Here is a 20,578-nt window from a genome sequence, read left to right as displayed (position 1 = left end):
CTACCGCTCGATATCGACGCGCACGTCGTGGCTCACGACGTACGTACGCTCGACGGACCCGCTCACGGGATACTCACAGCGCATCTCGGTCGGTGACGGGGGCGAGGACGAGCAGTCGAACCCTCGTCTGTCGAAGTAGTCCTCCCAGAGCGACGCCCGTTCGGACTCGATTCTGATCGAGACGTTGCTCGCGGCTCCGCCGGTATCGCTGTACCGGACGGCTGACCCGTCGTTGAGCGTCCGGACGAGCGCGGTCGACCCGCCGACGCTGGTCTGGTTCGACGCGTGGAGGACGACCACGTTGAGCAGGAGACGTTCGTTCCGGACCACATGGGACGGCTCTCGGACGAGAATCCCGGAGTCGGGGTTCGTTCTGAACACGGCGCCCATGTTGTACACCAGTCGCTGGTCCCGTTCGTTGCGGTACACGATGGGCGTCGAGGTCCGATTCAGCACGTGGGCCCCGTCGACGGTCACGTTCACCGTCGTCGGCTCACCGGTGTACAGCGTCGCTTCCCCCACACTCACCTCGGTTCCGCGGCTCGGAGCGCCGCGTCTGTACACGTCGGCGACGTTGTCGGCGAGGATGTCGAAGGCCCGTTCGCCGTTGTCGAGTTGCTCACTACGCTTCACGTCGTCCAGCGTGGCGAGTCCGCTAACCGAGACGACGGCAACCGTCGAGACGACCAGACTGAACACGAGCACGTATCCGAGGACTTCGCTCACCCCCCGAGAGTCGGTCGGCTCAGGCATCGCGCACCTCTAGGGCGTCGCTCGTCCCGTTGTAGGCCACCCCGACGACCCCGCCGTCGACGGTCGATTCCCGGAGATCAGTTCGGTTCGTCACGCCCACCGTAATCCGGACCTCCGGGTCCGTCGAGGTCAGGACGAGCTGCTCCCCGACGGGGTCGAGGGTCATCTGGTAGCCGCTGCCGGCCACCCGCTCGGGGAACGTCTGTCGAGTGGTGGCCGTCAGCGCCGACCCACTACTGTCCGCTGCGAGGACTAGCCTGTCGACACGTGCGAGGTCCGACGCCACTTGCTGTCCGATGACTGTTAGCTCTTCCCTGATGACGTTCTCTTGCCGGTCTGCGACGAAGTCGGTCCCGGCTATCAGCAACCCAGTCACCAGAACGGCCGTAATCGACAGCGTAAGCGCGTAGCCCAAAGTCGTCGAGACGCCGCGTGATTCAGACATCGGGTTCACCCGGTGCGATACGCACCGTCGTGTTGTACCGCACGTCGGGCCCGTCGTACACGAAGCGGACCGTCGTGTCGTAGATCGCGTCACTCGACGTCGCATCCCCCGGGAGAGAGAGCAGCGGGAGGGACAGCCCATCCTCGTAGACCACCATCTCGAACTCCCCGCTCACGCCGTTGGTATTCTCGAAGTGGATTGCGTACTCACTCCCGCTAGCGAGGACTCCGTTACCGAACCAGAAGTTCTCCCCGTCGTCGTTCCACCGCAGGGCATCACACGGTCGATCGTTCACCAATCCGGCTGTCACCTGTATGCGGTTCTCCGTCGCCGACGGAACCGAGCAGTGCTCCGTTCGGTTCTCCGACGGGGTAGTCCCGTTCCGTATCGTCCGTACCTGGACGCCACTACTGTTCTCCCAGATCCGAGCGCGCCAGCTCTGCTCGTCGCCGCCGAAGTTCGTGTCGTTCACCTTCACGACTAGTGGGGGGTCGCTCCCGTCCGGGAGCCCGGTGGAATTGAACGCCAGTCCTCTGGTCCCGTTCGCGTTTACGCCTGAGATGCGTTCCACGTCGTTAGCGACGGTGTAATTATTGTCCCCCTGGTCGATGCTCCCGTTGATACGTGTACCGTTCCGATGGCTGACGTAGGTGACATTAACGAGTGTCCCCGAGGTGGCCGACAGGTACTCCGTCTGCGTACTCACGTTCCGCAGGGTCCGGTTGAAAGAGTCGACCGTTTCGTTTTCACCGTCGGACTCGCTGTAGTAGTTCGCCTGCCTGAGGGCCTTCTCGGCGTTCATCTCGACAGTCGCTCTGGCTGCCAACGCCTCGTCGCTCCCGCCCATCTCGCCCCGGCTCGCGAGATTCTCTGTGAAGATAGCCGAGTTGACAACCAGCGCCAGCCCGATGAAGACGAGCGCGAGCACGAGTGCGGCGACGAGCAGTAGTTGCCCGCGTTCGTCGCCGTTCAAATCCGCCACGAGACCACCTCCACGCGGACCGTGTTGTAGACGCTGTCTCCTCTGTCCGGAATCGGGAATGCCGCCGCCTTCGACAGCGTCGTCGCGTTCTGCGTCCCGTCTGGGTCGTAGAGGTGGTCGTCGTCCATCAGCGTCATAGTATAGGAGGCCGACACCGCGTTGTCGCTCGGGCGGCCGTTGTACAGGTAGATTATTCGACCCTGATTGCTGCCGTCTCGGTACCGAATGTAGACGTTGTACGCGATGCCTCGCGCGTCGAAGACGCGTTCCAGCATCGCGCCGAACGTGTTGTTCGGGGGAGTACTGGCGTACACGCCTACTCCCGACCCGCTCGCGTTGTGGTACCGGCTACTGCTGTTGTTCCAGTACAAGAGCGCCGGCTTGAGCGCGTCGCGCTCTACCGCAGTCGCCAACAGCCCCTCGCTGACGGACTGCTGCTGGTTCTCTATGTGCTGGCTCGACGTACTCGCCGACAGGGGAGTCACTGCTGTCATCTGTAACGCGAATATGAGCCCCGTCAGGAGGACCAGACTAGCGATGATGGCCTCCAGGGTGTGTGCCTGACCCCGCATCACCACACCTCCACTATCACGGTCACATCCGTCCCGTTCAGCCAGACGACTCTGAGGGCCGTCACCGTCGCTTCGTTGTCCGTCGGCACCGGCCCGCCGCGCGTCAGGTTCACGTTAGCGTTCCCGGCGGCGTTCGGACAGGCGGTCGACGGGACGAGCGCGTCGTCGCTGGCGTCCCAGCAAAGCGTGTCGTCGGCTGTCACCGTCGACGACGCGTTCCCGACGACGGTCACCTTGGCGCTCTGGGTCGCGGGGTCGAGGCCGAGTTGTTCCGCGAGCGGTGCATCCGAGAACTCGCACCCCGCAGACCCATTGAAGAACTGAACTGTACAGTGAGTCCGGAGGGAATACGGGTCCCGCGGTGAGCCCAGTACCGATTTCGTGAGATGGTCCGCTGCACGGTCGGCGCTCACGGTTTGTTCCTGTGCGCTCGCGGTAAACGGCGACAGAAGTCCGGGAACGAACAGGAAAATGAAAATTAGCACGCCCAGGAAGAGGCTGATGCCGATGGCGAAATCGAGATTAGTCTGCCCGCGCGACGTGGACGCCTTTCGTATTTCCCCGTCCGAATCCATGTGTGTCCCATCCCGTTGCATACTCGCTCCCAACCCACCGGTGTCTGATTACCTCTCACACTGAATACTCTTATCCATTGTGGCGTTCCTCACAGGAGTGCGCTACGCCACCGGCCCGCACGTCCCCTCCGCTTCGATGGGTTTAAGAAAGGCGGTCGGATACCCAGACGTGTAGCGCGGGCTCGTAGATCAGCGGTAGATCACTCCCTTGGCATGGGAGAGGCCCCGGGTTCAAATCCCGGCGAGTCCATGATTCTTGCGCCGCGAGCAAATTCGCGAGCGGCGCGAATTTCCGTCGACGCCCGGATTTGGACCCCCGGAAGTCGCAGCGCGAACGAAGTGAGCGACTTCTCTGGTTCAAATCCCGGCGAGTCACGCCTTCGAGCGTGTAAGCCTGCCCCCGGTCGCCGCTCACCACGCACGAACCACCAACCAACAGGTCGGGTCACACTGCGGCGTCGCGTCGTCGTCGTTCGCCAGCCGAACGACCCGCGTCGAGGTGACGTACGGTTGATCGCGGTAGTCCGTTCCCCACGCGAGCACGATGCCGCCGCCGTCGCGGGCCGGTTCTCGACTCCCGTTTTCGAGCGACGAACTGTTCACGATGCTGACGTTCAGGTCGGGATTCGTCCGACGAGTGGAAGAGACGTTGACCCCGGCGTACGCCGTCAGGTTCGACAAGTCGGTATCGGCCGAAAGCGTTCGGTCGAGTCCCCTCGATTGGTTGTACCGGAGGACGTTCGGCTCGCCGTCGACGCTGTAGCTCTCGACGAGATACGACGCGACGCGGTCGGCTTGCGGTTGCTCTATCGGCGTCGCCGAGTCCTCGTACACCGAGAGCGCGCCGCCCTGGATGAAGACGAACGCGCCGATAATCGTGATCAAGAGGACGCTCGTCCCGATGGCGAAATCCTGTGCCGTCTGTCCCCTGTCGTCCATTCGTAGCACCTCACTGTCGTCTATCACCGCACCCCCGTGTCGCTATATCCACTGCGTTCGACTATCGTATAACCTCTATCGGACTAGTATTAAATATCTACACCGTCGCTCAATTACTGATATCGGCGGCCGCCGCCTCTCACCCCACGGCCATCCACACCACGAGCGCGATCGTCGAGAGGATGACGGCGAACTTCACGCCGGCCATCAGCTTCACCTCTCGGATGTAGCCCGCGATGAACGACGAGAGCAGCGCCTGCAGCGTCACCGCGTGGAAGAACAGCATCGAGAGCAGTTCCGTATCGACGTTGCCGCCGAAGCTCCCGCCCGGCGCGCCGGAACTGCTGGCCCCCGACGCCTGCGTCGACAGGCCGGACATCACGTCCAGGAACTGCGTCTTCAGAAGCGCCATCACGCCCAGCAGCGTGAGGTAGGTCATGATGATAATGACCGTCTGCATCCGGGTGCGGGACTTCCGCTCCCGTTCGATGTCGTCCTGGTTCTCGGAGGCCTGTGCCGCCGTCGAGAGCACGTCCTGAATCTGACTGGAGGCCTCCTGCGCCTCGGCGATGAGCTTCACCGTTCGGGCCAGCCGCGGGACGTGGTACTTGTTGTTGAACTCACGCAGCGCGTCCTTGAGGCTGGTCCCGTAGTTGACCTTCGCGTGCATCGTCTCGAACTCGTCCGAGAGCTTGCCCGCCGAGGTCTCGGAGACCACCTTAATGGATTCGAGCAGCGTCATCCCCGTGTCGTTGGCCGAGGCGAGCTTTCGGAGGTTCTCCGAGAGGTTACCGATGATGGCCTTCCGCGACCGCTGGTTCCACTCGTAGAAGATCGCGAGCGGGAGGAAGTTGATGTACATCGGGACGTACACCCAGAAGAACGTCCCCGAGACGGGGTTGGCCCGCATCCCGTCGAGCGAGAGCGGTGCCCACCCGAGGACGACGGCGACGACCAGCGCGAGGACCGAGAGCGGGACGGTCAGTCCGAGTACCAGAATCGGGTGGTCGCGGAAGAAGACGTCCGGCCGTTTCAGTATCTGGACGAGTTCGTAGGTCCCCTCGCGGCTCTTGATGCGGTCGAAGACGCCGTAGGCTCCGGTGTACTGCTCGACGAGGCCGAGGTTGAACACGCCGACGCCCTCGTCGACGACGACGTCGTCCTCGTCGGCGGCGGGCCGGAGGTAGCCGTCGCCGATGGCGTCCTGCGTGACCGTCGAGACGAGCACCAGAAAGGCCGTTCCGGTCAGCGGGATGAGCCCGTAGACGGTGCCGTAGATGAGTCGCTGCTGGGCGTTGCCCATCATCGACATGATGACGAGGATGATGATGAGCAAGAGCGGGAACAGCGAGAGCGTCATGTACATCTCGCCGAACAGCTCCAGCGTCTCCAGCATCTTCTCCTGCTCCTGCCGAGCGGTTCGCATGTGCTTTTCTTTCTGGTCCTCTAAGAAGGACGTCATGTCCCCCCCGGAGTTGATGATCGAGAGCATGTCGGTCAGGAACTGCGAGAGCTCGTCCGAGGGGGTCTCGATCGCCTGGTTGCGAACCGCGGACCGGTAGTCCGTATCGAAGTACTCCGTCTCTAGGACGATCGACTGGAACTCCTTCGCGACTTCGCCGTACGTGTCGTCGGCTTTCCCCATCGCGTGGAGGATCTCGAGCTGGTTCAGCCCGCCCACCGAGAGGGCGTACATGAAGGAGATGGCGTCCGAGAGGAGGATGTTGATTTCGCGTTCGCGCGCGCTGGCCCGGAAGTACGGGATCGAGACGAGCGAGCCGAAGCCGATCCCGAAGCCGATCGCGCCGAACACCAGTCCGGTGACGAGAATCAGGAAGGGGAGTTTCAGCGCGTCGATGACGGCCAGCACCGCTTCGTTCTGGATGGCGATACCGATGAACGTCGGTCCCTCGGACCCCGAAAAGAGCAGCGTGACGAGCAGATAGCCCAGGAACGTCCCGACGAGCCACAGGGTCACTCCCGCGATGACGCCGACGGCCAGCGCCCGCGCGAGGAACATCTCGACGTTGTCGGCCATCCGGGCCTGTGCGAGTTTCTTCCCGACGCTGTCGACGAAGTCGCCCTCGTCGTCGAACAGTTTCCGATAGGCCGGATAGAACGCATCGCCCAGAGCGCCGCCGCTCCCGAGTTGCTGCTGGCCCTTCGTATCGAGGCTCATCCGCTATCTGCCTCCTCTCCGGCCTTCGGGACGAATTGGCCGAAGCCGCCGACGTCTTCATCTCCGTCTTCGTCTTCTCCGTCCTCCTCGTCCGCGGCCAGCGCGTCGCCCTCCATCAGTGCGGCGACGATATCGGGCGTGTCGCCCTGTTTGAACCGCTCGAACAGCGGTCCGGCGTTGTCGAGGATGGATTTCGTCTCCTCGACCATTGCCGGCGGGGCGTCCGGCCGCGGGACCATCTCCTCTTTCTCCGGGTCGATGTCGATCTTGACCGACTCCATCTCCCGGAGGTCTTCGAGCGACCGTTCGAGCCGGTCGTTGGCGATGAGCGTGAGGATGGTGTCGGGGTCGTTGACGAACGCCTGGATCGTCGCGGCGACCTGCGTGTAGGTGTTCAGTCCCTGCTCGATGAGGTAGGCCAGGACGACCTTCCGCTTGAACAGCTCCTCGTCGAGTTTCTCCTGGGTCCACCCGCGGTCGAACTTGATCTCCTCGAGGGTGTTGGAGTTGCCCATCTGGATGTACTCGTCCGTCTCGGCGCGCCACTCGTAGACGTCCCGGACGTTGATCTCGTCGTTCTCGGCGGAGTACTCGTTGATCTCGGTCAGGGACTTGTTCCGGCGGACCTTGCTGCCGTCCACGCGGGTCTGGGTCTGAATCGAGACCAGGTCGAGCGCGGTGAAGAGCGTCTTCGAGACGTTGATCGGTTCGGTCGTAAAGCGCTTGATGACCTCGCCGACGGAGTCGGCGTGGAACGTGGTGTAGGTCGTGTGCCCCGTCGACATGACCTGAAAGAGGGTGCGTCCCTCCTCGCCGCGGATCTCGCCCATGACGATGTAGTCCGGGCGCTGGCGGAGCGCGGCCTCCAGCAAGTCGAACTCGTCGACGTCGCCCTTGTCGTCCTCGCCGAAGGAGGGGCGAGTGACGCTCGCGACCCAGTTTCGCTGGGGCAGTTCGACCTCGCGGGTGTCCTCGATGGAGACAATCTTGGAGTTCGAGGGGATGAACAGCGAGACGGCGTTCAGCGACGTGGTCTTCCCGGATGCCGTCCCGCCGGCGAAGATGAGGCTCTTGTTGTTCTCGATGCAGAGCCAGAGGAACGCCATCTCGTCGAGCGAGAAGGTGTTCCAGTTGATGAGGTCGATCGGGGTAAAGGGGACGTCCTTGAACTGACGGATGGTGTAGTTGGTCCCGTGGTCGGAGACTTCCCGGCCGAGCGTCAACTGTGCGCGCGACCCGTCGGGGAGCGTCGCGTCGACCTGTGGTTGGCGTTTGGAGATGCCCTTTCCCGAGCGCTGGGCGAGCTTGACGACGAAGTCGTCCAGTTCGCTCTCGCGGTGTTCGACGTTGGTGATGATCTGCTCGTAGTCGGTGTGGTAGACGAACACGCGGGAGTTGTAGCCGTCACAGGAGATGTCCTCGACGTTGATGTCGTGTTTCACCGGGTCGATGCGGGCGTAGCCGACGAAGTCCCGCTTGAGCATGTACAGCAGTTTCTCGACCTGATACTCGTTCAGCGTCGAGGGGTCGTCCTCGATGATGGCCGGCTCGGGGCGGGCCGCGATCCCGTTCAGTTGCCCCACCGCTTCGGTCTCGGTCTCCTCGCCGATGTCGAAGAGCTCCTTGACTTGGTCTAACAGACCGCCGCCGGTCCCCCCGCCCCCGGCGACCGACCCGTCGTAGAGGTCGTACCGGGAGAGCAACTGCTCGGCCTCGCGCTGGATGACCGACGCCCGGTCGGCGTTCGACCCCTTGACGATGACGTCGTCCTCGGAGTACTTGATCGCGGTCTTGAGCTTCCCCGAGAGGAAGCTCTTGAGGTCGTCCTCGATCGCGTTGAGATACGGCTCGACGACGTAGTACTTCCGTTCGTTCTCCTTCCGGGAGTGAAAGACGACGACGCAGGCGTACGGTTTGTTGACCCAGTAGCGTTCGGTCTCACGGAAGTGAGACTTCTTGCTCCCGGGGACCGCCTTCTCCAGGTCGTAGCGGTTGACGACGGTGGTGTGGCCCTCCCGCGTCGAGAAGAACTCGTCTTCGTCTACGTCCGGGTCGACGTCGACGGTGTTCTCGTCGACGAACCCGTCGAGTTCCGCCGCCAGATCCTCGCCCAGCGAGAGCCTGTTCTCGACGCGGTCCGGGTCGAATCCGAGGTGGTCTTCGGGTTCGAAGGGGACGACCTCCCCCTCCTCGTCGCGCGGCTGGTCGCCGTCTTCCTCGTAGTAGAACTCCTGTTTGAAATGTTCCCACGTGTAGACGCCCTTCGCGACCGGCGTCGTCGTCGGGTCGAGATACTCCTCGAACGGCCGGGAGAGCGTCAGCGCCGCGCTCGCGGCCGTCTCCAGTCTATCCTCGAGGTCGCGTGGTTCGAAGCCGAGAAATTCGCTCCGGTCGAAGCGCCCCCCGGTGTGAAACTCCCGTCTGAGGTCGTCCCACGTGTACTCGCCGACCGTCGCCGGCCGGTCGTCGCCGTCTCCCCCACCGGCGACTCGCTCCGCATCTCCCCCCGTTTTATCATCAATTGCCATTGTGTTTCATCTCCTGGTTCGCGTGAAAAACCTTTCCGGCGTCAGCCCCCGCCGCAGTCGACCCGATAGTGCGCCACGGTCCAACACAGTTTGGGCGTGATACAACAGGCCCCGTACTGAAACTTTCGGCGCGGCTATTAGGATTGATAACTCACTATCGGAATCGAGACTTCGCCACCGAACGCGCCGATTACTGGACGAAGTCTGCGATCCGCGTCATCGCTTCTTTCAGGTCCTCCAGGCCCGTCGCGTAGGAGATTCGGAGGTGGCCGGCACCGCCCTCGCCGAAGGCCGTCCCCGGGACGACGGCGACGCTCTTCGACTGGAGCAACGCCTCGGCGAACTCGCCGGCGTCGTCCCACGGACACTCGGGGAACGCGTAGAACGCGCCGGCGGCGGGGAAGCAGTCCAGTCCCATCTCCTCGAACTGCGAGAGGACGTACTTCCGGCGGCGGTCGTACTGGGTGGCCATGTCGGTCACCTCCTCGCGGCAGTCGTCGAGCGCCTCGATGGCCGCGTGCTGCGCGGTGGTCGGGGCCGACAGCATCGTGTACTGGTGGACACGGTTCATCGCCGTGATGGCCTCCGGCGGCCCCATCGCGTAGCCCAGCCGGAACCCGGTCATCGCGAAGGCCTTCGAGAAGCCGTTGAAGACGACGGTCCGCTCGCGCATCCCCGGTAGCGTGGCGATGGAGGTGTGGTCGTGTTCGTAGGTCAGGTCGGCGTAGATCTCGTCGGCGAACACGACGAGGTCGTTCTCGCGACAGAAGGCCGCCACCTCGACCAGTTCGTCGCCGGTCATCGTCGCACCCGTCGGGTTGTTGGGGTAGCAGTAGACCAGGGCGTCGGCCTCGGCGGCCCCGGATTCCTCCAGGACCTCGCGGGTGAGTTTGAACTCGTCTTCGACGCGGGTCGGCACGTCGATGACGTCGACGCCGGCGAACGTCGCGCCGGGGACGTAGGAGACGTAACACGGCTGGACGACGGCGAGGCTGTCGCCGGGGTCCAGCAGCGCGCGAAACGCCAGGTCCAGCGCTTCGCTCGCGCCGGCGGTCACCAGTATCTCGTCTTCGGCGTCGTACGAGAGGTCGTGAACGTCCGACTCGTAGTCGGCGATGCGCTCGCGTAGCTCTCGCTTCCCGCGGTTGGCCGTATACGAGGTCTGCCCGCGTTCGAGCGACGTGATCGCGGCCTCGCGGGCGGCCCACGGCGCGGAGAAGTCGGGTTCGCCGACGCCCAGCGAGATGATGTCGTCCATCTCCTCGGCCAGCTCGAAGAACCGCCGGATGCCCGACGGCGGCACCGCGTCGACCCGGTCGGCGGGTTCGAACGTCATGGGGAGACGGAGAGCCGGTCGTCGTCGTCGTGGTCGTCGAACGTCATCCCCTGTTCCTTGTAGGACTCCATGATGTAGTGGGTGACCGTCTGGGTTATCTCGGGGATGGGCGCGATCTTGTCGCTGATGAAGTGCGAGACCTCCCGCATCGAGTCGCCCTCGACCGCGAGGTCGAAGTCGTAGTCGCCGCTGACGAGGCGGAGCGACGTGACCTCGGGGAAGCGGGCGATGCGGTCGGCGATGTCGCCGTAGTTGGTCTCCCGATCCAGCGCGACGTTGAGTTCGACCGTCGCCCGCACTCGCTCTTCGTCCGTCTCGACGGCCCCCCAGTCGACGACGGCCTGATAGCCACAGATGACGCCGGCCTCCTCGAACTCCTCTATGATGGATTCGACTTCGCTCTCGGAGAAGTCGGTGAGGTGGGCTAAGTCCTCCGTGGTGTAGCGGGCGTTCTCACGTAACAGGTCGAGAATCTCTCGGCGACTGCTCATACTCTGGTGGCGGACGGTGGCGGACAAAAGCCTTGCTCAATGGTGGGACGGTGTGACGTACGACGGCCAGGCGAAATCGGCGCGAGCTTTATTGTAGTGGAATGCCTCGGCCCGGCTAATGTTCGAGGACGCCGCCCGAGACGGGGAACCTACTTCCGGGTGGGGCACCGTCGCGACCTACGACGGCGCGCCCGCCGTCATCGACGCGCTGCTTCGACTCGACTCCGAAGAACTGTACACCAAGACGGAACTGAGCGAGGCGGCCGGCGTCGCGCTGAAGACGCTGTACCTCGACGGGACGCTCGACTATCTCGCCACCTTGGGCCTACTGGAGAAAGAGGAGAGCGAGGGCGAGGAGACGCGGTTCGCCGTCGCGGCCGACACCGACATCTACCGCGCGTCGGCGGCGTTCGACGCCGCCGTCGAGGAGCGACTGGCGACGAAGAGTGAGTGAAGCGCGCGAACCGCGACGCTCTTTGCGATAGCCCGTGACACGACGGTACAGTGGTCTCTGACGCGCAGTCCCGGCTCGTCGTCGGCCTCGTCGGCGGTTCGCACCTCGTGAACCACGCGTACTTCATGCTGCTGCCGCCGATCTTCGGGCCGTTGCGGTCGGACCTCGGGTTGACCGACGCGCAGCTGGGCGTCGCGCTCGGCACCGTCGGCGTCGTCGTGACGGCGCTGCAGTTGCCGTTCGGGTCGCTCTCGGACTCGCGGAGTCGCACGTCGGTGCTCGCCATCTCGCTGACCTTCGGCGCGGTCGGCGCGATCCTCACCGCCACCGCCCAGAGCTACGCGTGGCTGCTCGCCGCGAGCGTCGTCACCGGCGTCGGCATCGCGGGCCACCACCCGGCGCACTATCCGCTCATCGGGGCGGCGACGACGGCGGACACCCGCGGCCGGGCCTACAGCGTCCACGGCTTCACGGGGGCGATCGGGCTCGCCGCGCCGCCGGCCATCGTGGCGACGGCCAGCACGCTCGGGCTGGACTGGCGCGTCGCTATCGGCGCGATCGCCATCGTGGGAGCGGTCTACGGCGTGGTGTGCCTGCTGGCGTTCGACCGCCTCGTGCGCGAAGCCATCACGCACCCGTCGAGTTCGGGCGGCGAAGCGGCGGCCGCCGGCGCTACCGACGTTACCGACACCGCCGACGCGTCGCTGACGACGCGGATCCGACGCGAACTCGGAACTGTGGTTTCCTCGCCCCCCATCCTCGCGCTTACCGTCCTCTGGTTCGTCTCCTCGATGGCCGGGTGGGGCATCAAGCAGTACACGGCGACGCTGCTCTCCTCGGGCTATCCGGTCTCCGACGCCGCCGCGAACTTCGCCGTCTCGGCGATGCTCGTCACCGGCGCGGTGCTCATCTTCGCCGGCGGCTGGCTCACCGACCGCTACTCGCCGGGACCGGTGCTCGTCGGCGGCTACGCCGCGCTGGTCCTCGTCGCCGGGGCGCTCGCGCTCGGCACGCTTCCGCTGGTCGGCGCGCTGGCGCTGGTCCTCGTCCTCTCGGCCACCGTCGACGGGAGCAGACCCGCCCGCGCGGCGCTCGCCGACGCCTTCTCGACCGACGATTCGGCGGGAAAGAACTTCGGCTTCCTCACCATCGGGATCTCCGGCGGGGCCGCCGTCGCGCCGCCGGTACTGGCCGTCGTCGTCTCGCGGGCCGGCGTCGCGGCGGCGTTCTGGGCCGTCGCGGGTATCGGGGTCCTCGCCGTCGCGCTGACGCTCGTCGTGCTGACCGTCGGCGGTCGACGAGCGCTCGGAACCGCACAGCCCGGCGATTGACCCGTCCGTGCGCTTTTACTACCCCGCGACGTACCGCCGACCGCTATGGTCTCGATGGACTCGGAGTCAGACGTACTGACGCGCGGGGACGCCGCACCGCCGTTCGAACTGCCGGGTGCCGACGGCGAGACGTACGCGCTGTCCGCCTTCGCCGACTACGACGCCCTGCTCGTCGTGTTCACCTGTAACCACTGTCCGTACGCGAAGGCCAAGATCGACGAACTGAACCGCCTCGCCGCGGAGTACGACGACCTCGCCGTCGTTGGGATCAACTCCAACGACGAGGCGGAGTACCCCGACGACTCCTTCGAGCGGATGGAGGAACTGGTCGAGTCCGGCGAGATCGCCTACGACGCCTACCTCCGCGACGCGGACCAGACCGTCGCGGCGGCCTACGGCGCGCGCTGTACGCCGGACCCGTTCCTCTTCGACGGGGACGACGGCACGTTCCGGCTGGCGTATCACGGCCGACTCGACGACGCACCGAACCCCGACGACGACCCGAGCGAGCGGGAGATGGCCGGCCACGTCGAGACCCTGCTCTCCGGCGGAGAGATAAACGCCACCGAGAAGCCCTCGCGGGGCTGTTCCATCAAGTGGAAGGGCGGGAACGAACCGGCGTACTGGGACGCGTAGGCCGAGATTATTTCGCCGGCCTCGACGTCTCGCTCGCTCAATTTTATCAGGGAGTGAACCGTCTGTCAACACGACACATGAAGAAACTCATCAACGACCCGGACGACGTGGTCGACGAGATGCTCGACGGGATGGTCGCGGCCCACCCCGACCGGTTCCGTCGGCTCCCGGACACGAAGGTACTGGTCCGCTCGGACGCGCCGGTGGACGGGAAAGTCGGCATCGTCAGCGGCGGCGGGAGCGGCCACGAACCGACACACGCGGGCTACGTCGGCGACGGGATGCTCGACGGCGCGGCGGCGGGCGAGGTGTTCACCTCGCCGACGGCCGACGAACTGGAGGAACTGGTCGACGCGGCCGACAGCGGCGAGGGGGTCCTGATGGTCATCAAGAACTACGAGGGCGACGTGATGAACTTCGAGACGGCCGGCGAGATGGTCGAGATGGAGGGCGGTGACGTGGCCCAAGTCGTCGTCGACGACGACGTGGCCGTCGAGGACTCGCTGTACACTTCGGGGCGGCGGGGCGTCTGCGGCACCATCCTCGTCCACAAGGCGGCGGGCGCGAAGGCCGCCGAGGGCGCGGACTTAGAGGAGGTTCAGCGGGTCGCCCAGAAGGTGGTCGACAACGTCGGGACGATGGGGATGGCGCTCACGTCCTGCGTGACTCCGGAGAAGGGCGAACCCACCTTCGACCTGGGCGAGGACGAGATCGAGCTGGGAATCGGCATCCACGGCGAACCGGGCGTCGAGCGCACCGACATGATGGACGCCGACGCCATCACCGAGGAACTGACCGAGTCGGTCCTCGAAGACTTAGACCTCGATTCGGGGCAGGAGGTCGTCACTATCGTCAACGGGATGGGCGGGACGCCACAGATGGAGCTGTTCGTCGTCAACCGGAAGCTACAGGAACTGCTCTCCGACCACGACGTAGAGACGTGGGACGCGTGGGTCGGCGACTACATGACGTCGCTCGACATGGCGGGCTGTTCGATCACCGTCTGTGCCGTCGACGACGAACTGAAGGAGCTACTCGGCGCGCCGGCCGACACCCCGGCGCTGACCGTCAAATGAGCGACGAGGGACGGGCGGTCGTCGCGGCCGTCCGGGCGGTCGCCGAGCGCCTCGAAGCCGAGCGGAGCCACCTCACCGAACTCGACTCGGCCATCGGCGACGCCGACCACGGGGGAAACATGGCCCGCGGCTGGAGCGCCGCCGCCGAGGAGGTCGCCGAACTCGACGATCCGGACCCGGCGACGGTCGTCAAGACCACGGGGAAGACGCTCATGTCGGAGGTCGGCGGCGCGTCGGGGCCGCTCTACGGCGGCTCGCTCGTCTTCGCCAGCGCCGAACTCGAAGGCGGCGTCACCGCCGAGAGCGCGGTCGCCTTCGCCGAGACCTACTTGGAGAAAGTGCAGGACCGCGGCGACGCCAAAGTGGGCGATAAGACGATGGTCGACGCGCTGGTACCGGCGGTCCACACGTTCAAGAAGTCCGTCGAGACGGACGACCTCCCGCCGGTCGAGGCGCTGGCGAAGGCCGTGGCCGCGGCCGAACGCGGCGTCGACTTCACGGTCCCCATCCGCGCCTCGAAGGGGCGGGCGTCGTATCTCGGCTGGCGCTCCGTCGGCCACCAGGATCCCGGCGCGACGAGCACGCTCTACATCATGGAGGAACTGCTATCGGTCGCACAGGAAGAGCTGGAGGTCGCCGAGGAACCGGCCGTCGACGCCGCGTCGCCGACGGTTCCCGACGGCGAGGAGGCCACGGAGGACTGATGGTCGGTCTCGTCGTCGTCTCGCACAGTCGGAAGGCCGCCGAGGGCATCGCCGAGGTCGCGACGGAGATGGGCGGGGACACCCGCATCGAACCCGTCGGCGGCGACGGGCAGGGCGGCATCGGCACCGTCCCGGACGACATCGTGGACGCGCTCGACGCCGTCGAGGAGGGCGATGGAGTCGTGGTCCTCGTGGACCTCGGGAGCGCCGTGATGAACGCCGACGTCGCCATCGAGATGAGCGACGCCGACGCGGTCATCGCGGACGCGCCGGTGCTCGAGGGCGCGGTCAACGCCGCCGTCGCCGCGACGAGTCCGAAGGCGACGGTCGATTCGGTCCGCGAGCAGGCCGAGGCCGCCCGCGACGTCGACAAGCTCTGAGCCGATACGGCGGCCGGGCGCGAGAGCTATCGACCGATAGTTCCGCGTCGGGTGATCGGCGCGTCGGGGTCGACGGCGAACGCCACGAGCGTCGCGTCCTCGGTGGCGGTCACCGGGACCGCGCCGTCGCCGGTCACCAGCGCGCTCTCGGTGTGACCGAGTTCGGCGTCACCGAGTTCGACGCTCCCCTCGAACACGTAGAGGTAGGTGTCCCACTCGGGTCGGCCGGGCAGCGCGGCCGTCGCGCCGGCGGAGAGACGGCAGTCGTAGCACTCGGCCTCGTTCCGGACGTACAACGGCGCGTCCCCGCCTTCGGGTCCGAAGAGGTGTCGCCACTCGTTCGGCGTCGGGTCGGGAATCCGCTCGTGCTGGATGCCCGGTTCGAGGTCGAGACTGTGCGGCCGGACGAATATCTGGAGCATCCGCAGGGGCGGGTCGTCCCGGCGGGTCTCCTCGGCGTGCCAGAACCCTTCGCCGGCGTTCATCACCAGTAAGTGGTCGGCGTCCGTCACGAGGACGTTGTCCCGCCGGTCGTCGTGTCGCATCACGCCGTCGGGGACCCACGAGATTATCTCCTCGTCGCGGTGTTCGTGCATCCGGATGAGCGTCCCGGGGTCCATGAACGACTCGACGACGGTCGCGAGCGGGCCGTAGCCGTGGTCGCCGTGGCCCGGCAGCGCGCGCCCGGGGAAATTGAAGTGGGTCCGGAAGCTCCCCTGGTCCTGCGATACGTCGGTTCGCGGGAGCGTGTAGATCCCGGGGTCCGTTTCGGCCGCGCTCGTCTCGTCCATCGATGGCGAGTAGGGCGCTCGGTCGGAAATCCTTTCGCCGCGTTCGCGCGAAGCGCACGCGTCCGACGCGGCGACCGAGAGTGTCCTCTCACAGACCTACCGTCGGCTTCGTCACTCCAGGAGCGCGGCCACGTCGGCCCGCGTCTCGCACGCCAGCACCGCCTCGGCGAGTTCGCGCGCCGTCTCGGTATCGACGTCTCGCACCCGCTGTTTGACCGCCGGGACGGTCACCGCGCTCATCGACAGTTCGTCCAGCCCCAGCCCGACTAACAGCGGCGTCAGGTCGGGGTCGCCCGCCATCTCGCCGCACATCCCGACCCACGCGCCGCCGTCGTGGCCGGCCCGCACCGTTCGGTCGATAGCTCGGAGGACCGGGGGATGAAGCGGATCGTGGAGGTCCGAGACGCCGTCGTTCTCGCGGTCGGCGGCCATCACGTACTGCGTGAGGTCGTTAGTCCCGATGGAGAGGAAGTCCAATCTGCCGGCCAGCGCCTCGGCCATCTCGGTGGCGGCGGGCGTCTCGACCATCGCGCCGAGGTCGGGTGTCGCGTGGGCGACGCCCTCGCGTTCGAGGTCGGGTGTCGCGTGGGCGACGCCCTCGCGTTCGAGGTCGGCGGCGACGCTCTCGACCCGTTCCAGCACGTCCTCGACCTCTTCGACGCGGGCGACCATCGGGACCATCACGGCGAGGGCATCGCCGCCGTCGGTCGCCGCCGCGCGGAGCAGCGCCCGCAACTGCGTCTCGAAGAGGTCGGCGTGGGCCGACAGCGAGAGGCGGACGCCGCGGCGACCGAGGAAGGGGTTCGGCTCGCTCGGTAGGTCGAGGTAGGGCACCTGCTTGTCGCCGCCCACGTCCAGCGTTCGGACGACGACGCGCTCGTCGGGGAAGGCGTCGAGCGCCGCCGTGATCGCCTCGAACTGCTCGTCCTCGTCGGGCGGCGCGGCCCGGTCGAGGAAGAGGAACTCGGTTCGGAAGAGGCCGACGCCGTCCGCGCCGCGGGCGACAGCGGGGTCGAGTTCGGCGGGCCGGCCGACGTTGGCCGCGACCTCGATCTCGCGGCCGTCGGCCGTCGAGACGCGGTCGGTCACGACCGGCGCGTCGAGTCCCGAGACCGCTTCCCGGCGCTCGTCGTCCGGGTCGAGGACGACCTCGCCCGCCTCGCCGTCCACGAGGACCGTCGCGCCCTCGGCGACGTCCAGCAGCGCCTCGCCGACGCCGACGACCGCCGGGATCGCCAGCGAGCGGGCGATGATGGCCGCGTGTGACGTTCGACCGCCGGTGACGGTGGCGATGCCCGCGACGGCCTCGGGATCGAGTTCGGCGGTGTCGCTGGGCGTCAGCCGTTCGGCCAGCAGAACCGTCCCGTCGGGGAGCGAGCCGAGGTCGGCCGTCTCGACGTCCAGCAGTTCGCGCAGGAGGCGGTCGCGCACGTCGCGCAGGTCGTCCGCGCGTTCGGCCATCCGGCCCTCCATCCCCTCGAACTGCGAGACGGCGTCGCCGTAGGCGTCGGCGACGGCGTGTTCGGCCGGCGTCCCGTCGTCGATAGCGCCTTCGACGTCGCCGACCAGCTGCGGGTCGTCGAGGAACTGCTCGTGGGCGTCGAAGACGGCGGCCTCGTCCTCGCCGACGCGCTCGGCGGCCCGGTCGCGGGCCGCTCGGATGGCCTCGCGGGCCGCGTCGTGTGCCTCCTCGAACCGGTCGCGCTGGTCGGCCGCGTCGACCGTCTCGGGATTCGGCCGGTCCGGGAGTTCGAGCGCGTCGGGGCGGAACCAGCGCGCGGTGCCGACCCCGGCGAGCGGCGTGCTCCCGACGCCGGTGAGCGTCGTCACGGATCGTCCCCCGTATCCTCCGCGTCCGCCGCTTCGTCTGCCGCGCTCTCCTCGTCCTCGACGGGCGTCGTCAGCACCGCTTCGAGAGCGTCGAGCGCCGCTTCCGCGTCGTCGCCTTCCGCGACGAGCACCACCTCGTCGCCCTGTTGCGCGTTCAGCCCGGTGACCGCGAGCATGCTGTTGGCGGCCACCAACTCTTCGTCGTCGGCACCGGCGTGGCCGATACGCACCGTCGCGTCGTACGCGTTGGCGGTCCGTACGAGCTTCGAGGCGGGGCGAGCGTGGAGTCCGGCCTTCGGGACGATCTCGACAGTTCGATCCATGCTCAATCATGGGGCGGGATAACTATCATCGTGTTGCAATCTCACAATGGTTTAGTGGTCGCCTCGCATCGGCCACGGTGTGAGCCGTCCAGTCGGGTATCTGTCGCTCGTGTCCGCGTTCGTCTGTGCCGGTGGGGTCGCGCTCGTCCGGCGGGTGGGTATCGACGGTTCGGTGCAGGGAGTCGCCGTATCGTTCCTCCTCGTGAAGGTCCTCTCCCTGCTCGCGGTCTCCTTCGCCACCTACGGCTGTTACCGCATCGCCCTCGGGGTCTACGACCAGCGGACGGCGGACAAGCGCCGCCGCCACGACGCGAGGAACCTCTTTCGCCTCGGCTTCGGTGCGGCCGGGACCGTCGCCGCTCTCGGCGTCCTCACCGAACAGTGGGTCGGCCTCCTGTTCTCGCTCGGCGTCGTCGGGTTCGCGGTCACGTTCGCGCTCCAGCAGCCGCTGTTCTCGCTCATCGGGTGGCTCTACATCATGGTCAAGCGGCCGTATCAGGTGGGCGACCGCGTCGCCATCGAGGACTCGAAGGGCGACGTCGTGGAAGTGTCCTTCCTCGTGACGACGCTGTGGGAGATAAACGGCGGCCTCGTCTCCTCGAACCAGCCTTCCGGCCGCAGCATCACGCTTCCCAACAGCGTCGTCCTCTCCTCGCACGTCAAGAACTACACCCGCGAGGAGTTCCCCTACGTCTGGAACGAACTGACGGTGCAGGTGGCCTACGAGACGGACTTCGAGTTCGCCACGGAGACGATGCGGACCGTCGCCGACGACTACCTCGGCGACGAGATGGCCGCCCGCATCGAGCGCTACCGCGAGCGGCTCGCGGAGACGCCCGTGGAGCTGGAAGTGCAGGACCGGCCGACGGTCAACGTCGTCCAGGAGGAGTCGTGGGTCGCCTTCCGCCTGCGCTATCTCGTCCACCCGCGACGGGGACAACGGGTGCGAAACGAGCTGTACCGGCGCGTCCTCGCCGCGTTCAACGAGCACCCCGATAGGGTGAAGTTCCCGGTCAGCCGGAACCGCTGACCGACGCGGGTGCTTTTTGTCCGCGCCCCTCGACCGCTCGACACATGAGCGAGGACCCGCTTCCCGACGTCACCGAACAGTTCGCTCGGTCGCTCGCGCCCGACCCCGACGAGGTCATCGGCGAGATGGACGCGAAGGCCGACCGCGAGGGATTTCCGACCGTGGGACCCGCCGTCGGCGGGTGGCTCCGGCTGCTCGCGCGCCTGACCGACGCCGAGCGCGTCTTCGAGTTCGGCTCCGGCTTCGGCTACTCGGCGTACTGGATGGCTCCCGCGCTCCCCGAGGACGGCGAGATCGTGCTGACGGAGATCGACGCCGACGAACTCGACGAGGCCCGCGAGTTCCTCTCGCGGGGCGGCTACGCCGACCGGGCGGCGTTCGAACGCGGCGACGCGATCGAGATCGTCGACGGGTACGACGGCCCCTTCGACGTGGTTCTCGTCGACAACGAGAAGGACCGCTACGCCGAGGCGTTCGAGGCGGTCCGCGAGAAGGTGCCCGTCGGCGGCGTCGTCGCCGCGGACAACGCCGTCGAGGCCGGGTCGCTGGAGTTCGACGACGTGCGAGCGCTGCTCGACGGCGAAGACGTGGACGCGAACGAGATGAGTCGCGGCATCGCGGCGTATCTCGAACGGGTCCGGGACGATCCGGACTTCGAGACCGGACTGCTCCCGCTCGGTGAGGGCGTCGCGGTCAGCGTCCGTATCGCCTGAGTGATCGGTTCGCGTCGGCGGGGGCCGTCAGAACGAAAGGCGACGACCACGAAGGGGAAAGCGAACGATGACTCCCGACGATACGACGGCGAACGAAGTTGCCATCGACGAGGCGAGGATCGACCACGCGGCCGAGACGGTCGGCGTCGACCAGGGGGCGCTGGCGGACGCGCTCGTCGTCTTCCACCCCGAGTTGCTCGGGCGACACTCCGAGTTCGAGAGCGAGCCCTACGTCACCGTCGACGGGACGCGGGCGTACCGGGTTCCGGAGTCGGACGCCGACGAACTGCTCTCGGAGTTCGACTTCGACGAAGGCGTCGCGTCGGCGGTCAAGCTCGCGCACACCGAGCAGGCCGAACTGCTCTTCGCCGACGCCGTCCAGGGCGACGACGACTTCGACAGCGGCGAGTGCGGACTGGTCGTCGGCATCGACACCGCAGAACAGTTCTAAGCCCGATTCTCGCCTGCGAAAATGGGGGTGCATAGCTTATGTGGGAGGGCCGGCAAGTC

General features: G+C 66.5%; 22 protein-coding genes and 1 tRNA gene. 10 read left to right on the top strand and 13 right to left on the bottom strand.

All coding sequences use genetic code 11. The features are described 5' to 3' along the window. From EGH23_RS07355 to EGH23_RS07335, 5 genes are read right to left on the bottom strand one after another with little or no spacing between them, the layout of a single operon-like run. Positions 1-753, bottom strand: coding sequence for a DUF7289 family protein (locus EGH23_RS07355; protein WP_220579368.1), 753 nt, complete (start codon positions 751-753; stop codon positions 1-3). After that, positions 746-1,198, bottom strand: a complete 453-nt coding sequence (locus tag EGH23_RS07350; RefSeq protein WP_220579367.1) for a DUF7266 family protein — start codon at positions 1,196-1,198, stop codon at positions 746-748. Before EGH23_RS07350 ends, EGH23_RS07355 begins: the two co-directional genes overlap by 8 nt. Then, a complete protein-coding gene (locus EGH23_RS07345; protein ID WP_220579366.1) occupies positions 1,191-2,180 on the bottom strand; it encodes a DUF7261 family protein in 990 nt (329 codons plus the stop codon). Before EGH23_RS07345 ends, EGH23_RS07350 begins: the two co-directional genes overlap by 8 nt. Continuing rightward, complete coding sequence (locus EGH23_RS07340) at positions 2,168-2,752, bottom strand: DUF7288 family protein (protein WP_220579365.1); 585 nt, start codon at positions 2,750-2,752, stop codon at positions 2,168-2,170. Before EGH23_RS07340 ends, EGH23_RS07345 begins: the two co-directional genes overlap by 13 nt. After that, on the bottom strand, positions 2,752-3,348 hold the full coding sequence (locus EGH23_RS07335; RefSeq protein ID WP_236044705.1) for a DUF7287 family protein: 597 nt from the start codon (positions 3,346-3,348) through the stop codon (positions 2,752-2,754). Before EGH23_RS07335 ends, EGH23_RS07340 begins: the two co-directional genes overlap by 1 nt. A 157-nt stretch (positions 3,349-3,505) precedes the next feature. On the opposite strand from EGH23_RS07335, the gene EGH23_RS07330 reads away from it, so the two are divergent. Further along, positions 3,506-3,577, top strand: a tRNA-Ala gene (locus EGH23_RS07330). A 161-nt stretch (positions 3,578-3,738) separates the two neighbouring features. Here the strand turns inward: EGH23_RS07330 and EGH23_RS07325 are convergent. From EGH23_RS07325 to EGH23_RS07305, 5 genes are all read right to left on the bottom strand, one after another. Then, the gene (locus EGH23_RS07325; protein WP_220579364.1) at positions 3,739-4,266 is read right to left on the bottom strand and encodes a DUF7287 family protein; all 528 of its coding nucleotides are present in this window, start codon (positions 4,264-4,266) and stop codon (positions 3,739-3,741) included. Positions 4,267-4,405: 139 nt separating this feature from the next. Next, on the bottom strand, positions 4,406-6,445 hold the full coding sequence (locus tag EGH23_RS07320) for a type II secretion system F family protein (RefSeq protein WP_220579363.1): 2,040 nt from the start codon (positions 6,443-6,445) through the stop codon (positions 4,406-4,408). Beyond that, the gene (locus EGH23_RS07315) at positions 6,442-8,973 is read right to left on the bottom strand and encodes a type II/IV secretion system ATPase subunit (RefSeq protein ID WP_220579362.1); all 2,532 of its coding nucleotides are present in this window, start codon (positions 8,971-8,973) and stop codon (positions 6,442-6,444) included. Before EGH23_RS07315 ends, EGH23_RS07320 begins: the two co-directional genes overlap by 4 nt. 190 nt (positions 8,974-9,163) lie before the next feature. Beyond that, on the bottom strand, positions 9,164-10,309 hold the full coding sequence (locus EGH23_RS07310) for a pyridoxal phosphate-dependent aminotransferase (RefSeq protein WP_220579361.1): 1,146 nt from the start codon (positions 10,307-10,309) through the stop codon (positions 9,164-9,166). Continuing rightward, positions 10,306-10,800, bottom strand: coding sequence for an Lrp/AsnC family transcriptional regulator (locus tag EGH23_RS07305; RefSeq protein ID WP_220579360.1), 495 nt, complete (start codon positions 10,798-10,800; stop codon positions 10,306-10,308). Before EGH23_RS07305 ends, EGH23_RS07310 begins: the two co-directional genes overlap by 4 nt. A 118-nt stretch (positions 10,801-10,918) precedes the next feature. Between EGH23_RS07305 and EGH23_RS07300 the strand changes: the two genes are divergently transcribed. The 6 genes from EGH23_RS07300 to dhaM all read left to right on the top strand — a co-directional run bounded on the left by EGH23_RS07300 (position 10,919) and on the right by dhaM (position 15,381). Next, entirely contained in the window at positions 10,919-11,254 is a 336-nt protein-coding gene (locus tag EGH23_RS07300; RefSeq protein ID WP_220579359.1) for a hypothetical protein, read from the top strand. A 50-nt stretch (positions 11,255-11,304) separates the two neighbouring features. Further along, entirely contained in the window at positions 11,305-12,585 is a 1,281-nt protein-coding gene (locus EGH23_RS07295; RefSeq protein WP_220579358.1) for an MFS transporter, read from the top strand. 45 nt (positions 12,586-12,630) lie between these two features. Continuing rightward, complete coding sequence (locus tag EGH23_RS07290) at positions 12,631-13,221, top strand: thioredoxin family protein (protein WP_220579357.1); 591 nt, start codon at positions 12,631-12,633, stop codon at positions 13,219-13,221. 77 nt (positions 13,222-13,298) lie between these two features. Further along, the gene (dhaK, locus tag EGH23_RS07285) at positions 13,299-14,297 is read left to right on the top strand and encodes a dihydroxyacetone kinase subunit DhaK (protein ID WP_220579356.1); all 999 of its coding nucleotides are present in this window, start codon (positions 13,299-13,301) and stop codon (positions 14,295-14,297) included. Beyond that, a complete protein-coding gene (gene dhaL, locus EGH23_RS07280; protein ID WP_220579355.1) occupies positions 14,294-15,001 on the top strand; it encodes a dihydroxyacetone kinase subunit DhaL in 708 nt (235 codons plus the stop codon). Before dhaK ends, dhaL begins: the two co-directional genes overlap by 4 nt. Beyond that, on the top strand, positions 15,001-15,381 hold the full coding sequence (dhaM, locus tag EGH23_RS07275; protein WP_220579354.1) for a dihydroxyacetone kinase phosphoryl donor subunit DhaM: 381 nt from the start codon (positions 15,001-15,003) through the stop codon (positions 15,379-15,381). Before dhaL ends, dhaM begins: the two co-directional genes overlap by 1 nt. A gap of 26 nt (positions 15,382-15,407) precedes the next feature. On the opposite strand, the gene EGH23_RS07270 is transcribed toward dhaM, so the two are convergent. The 3 genes from EGH23_RS07270 to EGH23_RS07260 form a co-directional block, all read right to left on the bottom strand. Next, positions 15,408-16,172 carry a pirin family protein gene (locus EGH23_RS07270; protein WP_220579353.1) on the bottom strand — a complete coding sequence of 255 codons (765 nt, stop codon included), beginning with the start codon at positions 16,170-16,172 and terminating at the stop codon, positions 15,408-15,410. Between the two features lie 111 nt (positions 16,173-16,283). Continuing rightward, entirely contained in the window at positions 16,284-18,002 is a 1,719-nt protein-coding gene (ptsP, locus tag EGH23_RS07265) for a phosphoenolpyruvate--protein phosphotransferase (RefSeq protein ID WP_220579352.1), read from the bottom strand. After that, positions 17,999-18,325, bottom strand: a complete 327-nt coding sequence (locus EGH23_RS07260) for an HPr family phosphocarrier protein (protein WP_220579351.1) — start codon at positions 18,323-18,325, stop codon at positions 17,999-18,001. Before EGH23_RS07260 ends, ptsP begins: the two co-directional genes overlap by 4 nt. 79 nt (positions 18,326-18,404) lie before the next feature. Here EGH23_RS07260 and EGH23_RS07255 point away from each other — a divergent pair, with 79 nt between their 5' ends. The 3 genes from EGH23_RS07255 to EGH23_RS07245 all read left to right on the top strand — a co-directional run bounded on the left by EGH23_RS07255 (position 18,405) and on the right by EGH23_RS07245 (position 20,519). Continuing rightward, entirely contained in the window at positions 18,405-19,355 is a 951-nt protein-coding gene (locus EGH23_RS07255) for a mechanosensitive ion channel family protein (RefSeq protein ID WP_220579350.1), read from the top strand. 44 nt (positions 19,356-19,399) lie between these two features. Further along, the gene (locus EGH23_RS07250) at positions 19,400-20,068 is read left to right on the top strand and encodes an O-methyltransferase (protein ID WP_220579349.1); all 669 of its coding nucleotides are present in this window, start codon (positions 19,400-19,402) and stop codon (positions 20,066-20,068) included. A 67-nt stretch (positions 20,069-20,135) separates the two neighbouring features. Beyond that, complete coding sequence (locus EGH23_RS07245; protein ID WP_220579348.1) at positions 20,136-20,519, top strand: DUF8048 family protein; 384 nt, start codon at positions 20,136-20,138, stop codon at positions 20,517-20,519. The last annotated feature ends 59 nt before the right edge of the window (positions 20,520-20,578 follow it).

This window comes from Haloarcula nitratireducens (assembly GCF_019599505.1).
Note: the sequence above shows the minus strand (reverse complement) of the source record. Positions and strands in the feature narration are given on the sequence as shown.

What these genes read in the sequence shown, in the direction of transcription:
- dhaM (WP_220579354.1), top strand. Translation starts at nt 15,001, where the DNA reads ATGGTCGGTCTCGTCGTCGTCTCGCACAGTCGGAAGGCCGCCGAGGGC.
- EGH23_RS07320 (WP_220579363.1), bottom strand. Translation starts at nt 6,445, where the DNA reads ATGAGCCTCGATACGAAGGGCCAGCAGCAACTCGGGAGCGGCGGCGCT.
- EGH23_RS07350 (WP_220579367.1), bottom strand. Translation starts at nt 1,198, where the DNA reads ATGTCTGAATCACGCGGCGTCTCGACGACTTTGGGCTACGCGCTTACG.
- EGH23_RS07305 (WP_220579360.1), bottom strand. Translation starts at nt 10,800, where the DNA reads ATGAGCAGTCGCCGAGAGATTCTCGACCTGTTACGTGAGAACGCCCGC.
- EGH23_RS07315 (WP_220579362.1), bottom strand. Translation starts at nt 8,973, where the DNA reads ATGGCAATTGATGATAAAACGGGGGGAGATGCGGAGCGAGTCGCCGGT.
- dhaK (WP_220579356.1), top strand. Translation starts at nt 13,299, where the DNA reads ATGAAGAAACTCATCAACGACCCGGACGACGTGGTCGACGAGATGCTC.
- EGH23_RS07270 (WP_220579353.1), bottom strand. Translation starts at nt 16,172, where the DNA reads ATGGACGAGACGAGCGCGGCCGAAACGGACCCCGGGATCTACACGCTC.
- EGH23_RS07245 (WP_220579348.1), top strand. Translation starts at nt 20,136, where the DNA reads ATGACTCCCGACGATACGACGGCGAACGAAGTTGCCATCGACGAGGCG.
- EGH23_RS07335 (WP_236044705.1), bottom strand. Translation starts at nt 3,348, where the DNA reads ATGCAACGGGATGGGACACACATGGATTCGGACGGGGAAATACGAAAG.
- EGH23_RS07310 (WP_220579361.1), bottom strand. Translation starts at nt 10,309, where the DNA reads ATGACGTTCGAACCCGCCGACCGGGTCGACGCGGTGCCGCCGTCGGGC.
- dhaL (WP_220579355.1), top strand. Translation starts at nt 14,294, where the DNA reads ATGAGCGACGAGGGACGGGCGGTCGTCGCGGCCGTCCGGGCGGTCGCC.
- EGH23_RS07250 (WP_220579349.1), top strand. Translation starts at nt 19,400, where the DNA reads ATGAGCGAGGACCCGCTTCCCGACGTCACCGAACAGTTCGCTCGGTCG.
- EGH23_RS07325 (WP_220579364.1), bottom strand. Translation starts at nt 4,266, where the DNA reads ATGGACGACAGGGGACAGACGGCACAGGATTTCGCCATCGGGACGAGC.
- EGH23_RS07340 (WP_220579365.1), bottom strand. Translation starts at nt 2,752, where the DNA reads ATGCGGGGTCAGGCACACACCCTGGAGGCCATCATCGCTAGTCTGGTC.
- EGH23_RS07355 (WP_220579368.1), bottom strand. Translation starts at nt 753, where the DNA reads ATGCCTGAGCCGACCGACTCTCGGGGGGTGAGCGAAGTCCTCGGATAC.
- EGH23_RS07290 (WP_220579357.1), top strand. Translation starts at nt 12,631, where the DNA reads ATGGTCTCGATGGACTCGGAGTCAGACGTACTGACGCGCGGGGACGCC.
- EGH23_RS07260 (WP_220579351.1), bottom strand. Translation starts at nt 18,325, where the DNA reads ATGGATCGAACTGTCGAGATCGTCCCGAAGGCCGGACTCCACGCTCGC.
- EGH23_RS07300 (WP_220579359.1), top strand. Translation starts at nt 10,919, where the DNA reads ATGTTCGAGGACGCCGCCCGAGACGGGGAACCTACTTCCGGGTGGGGC.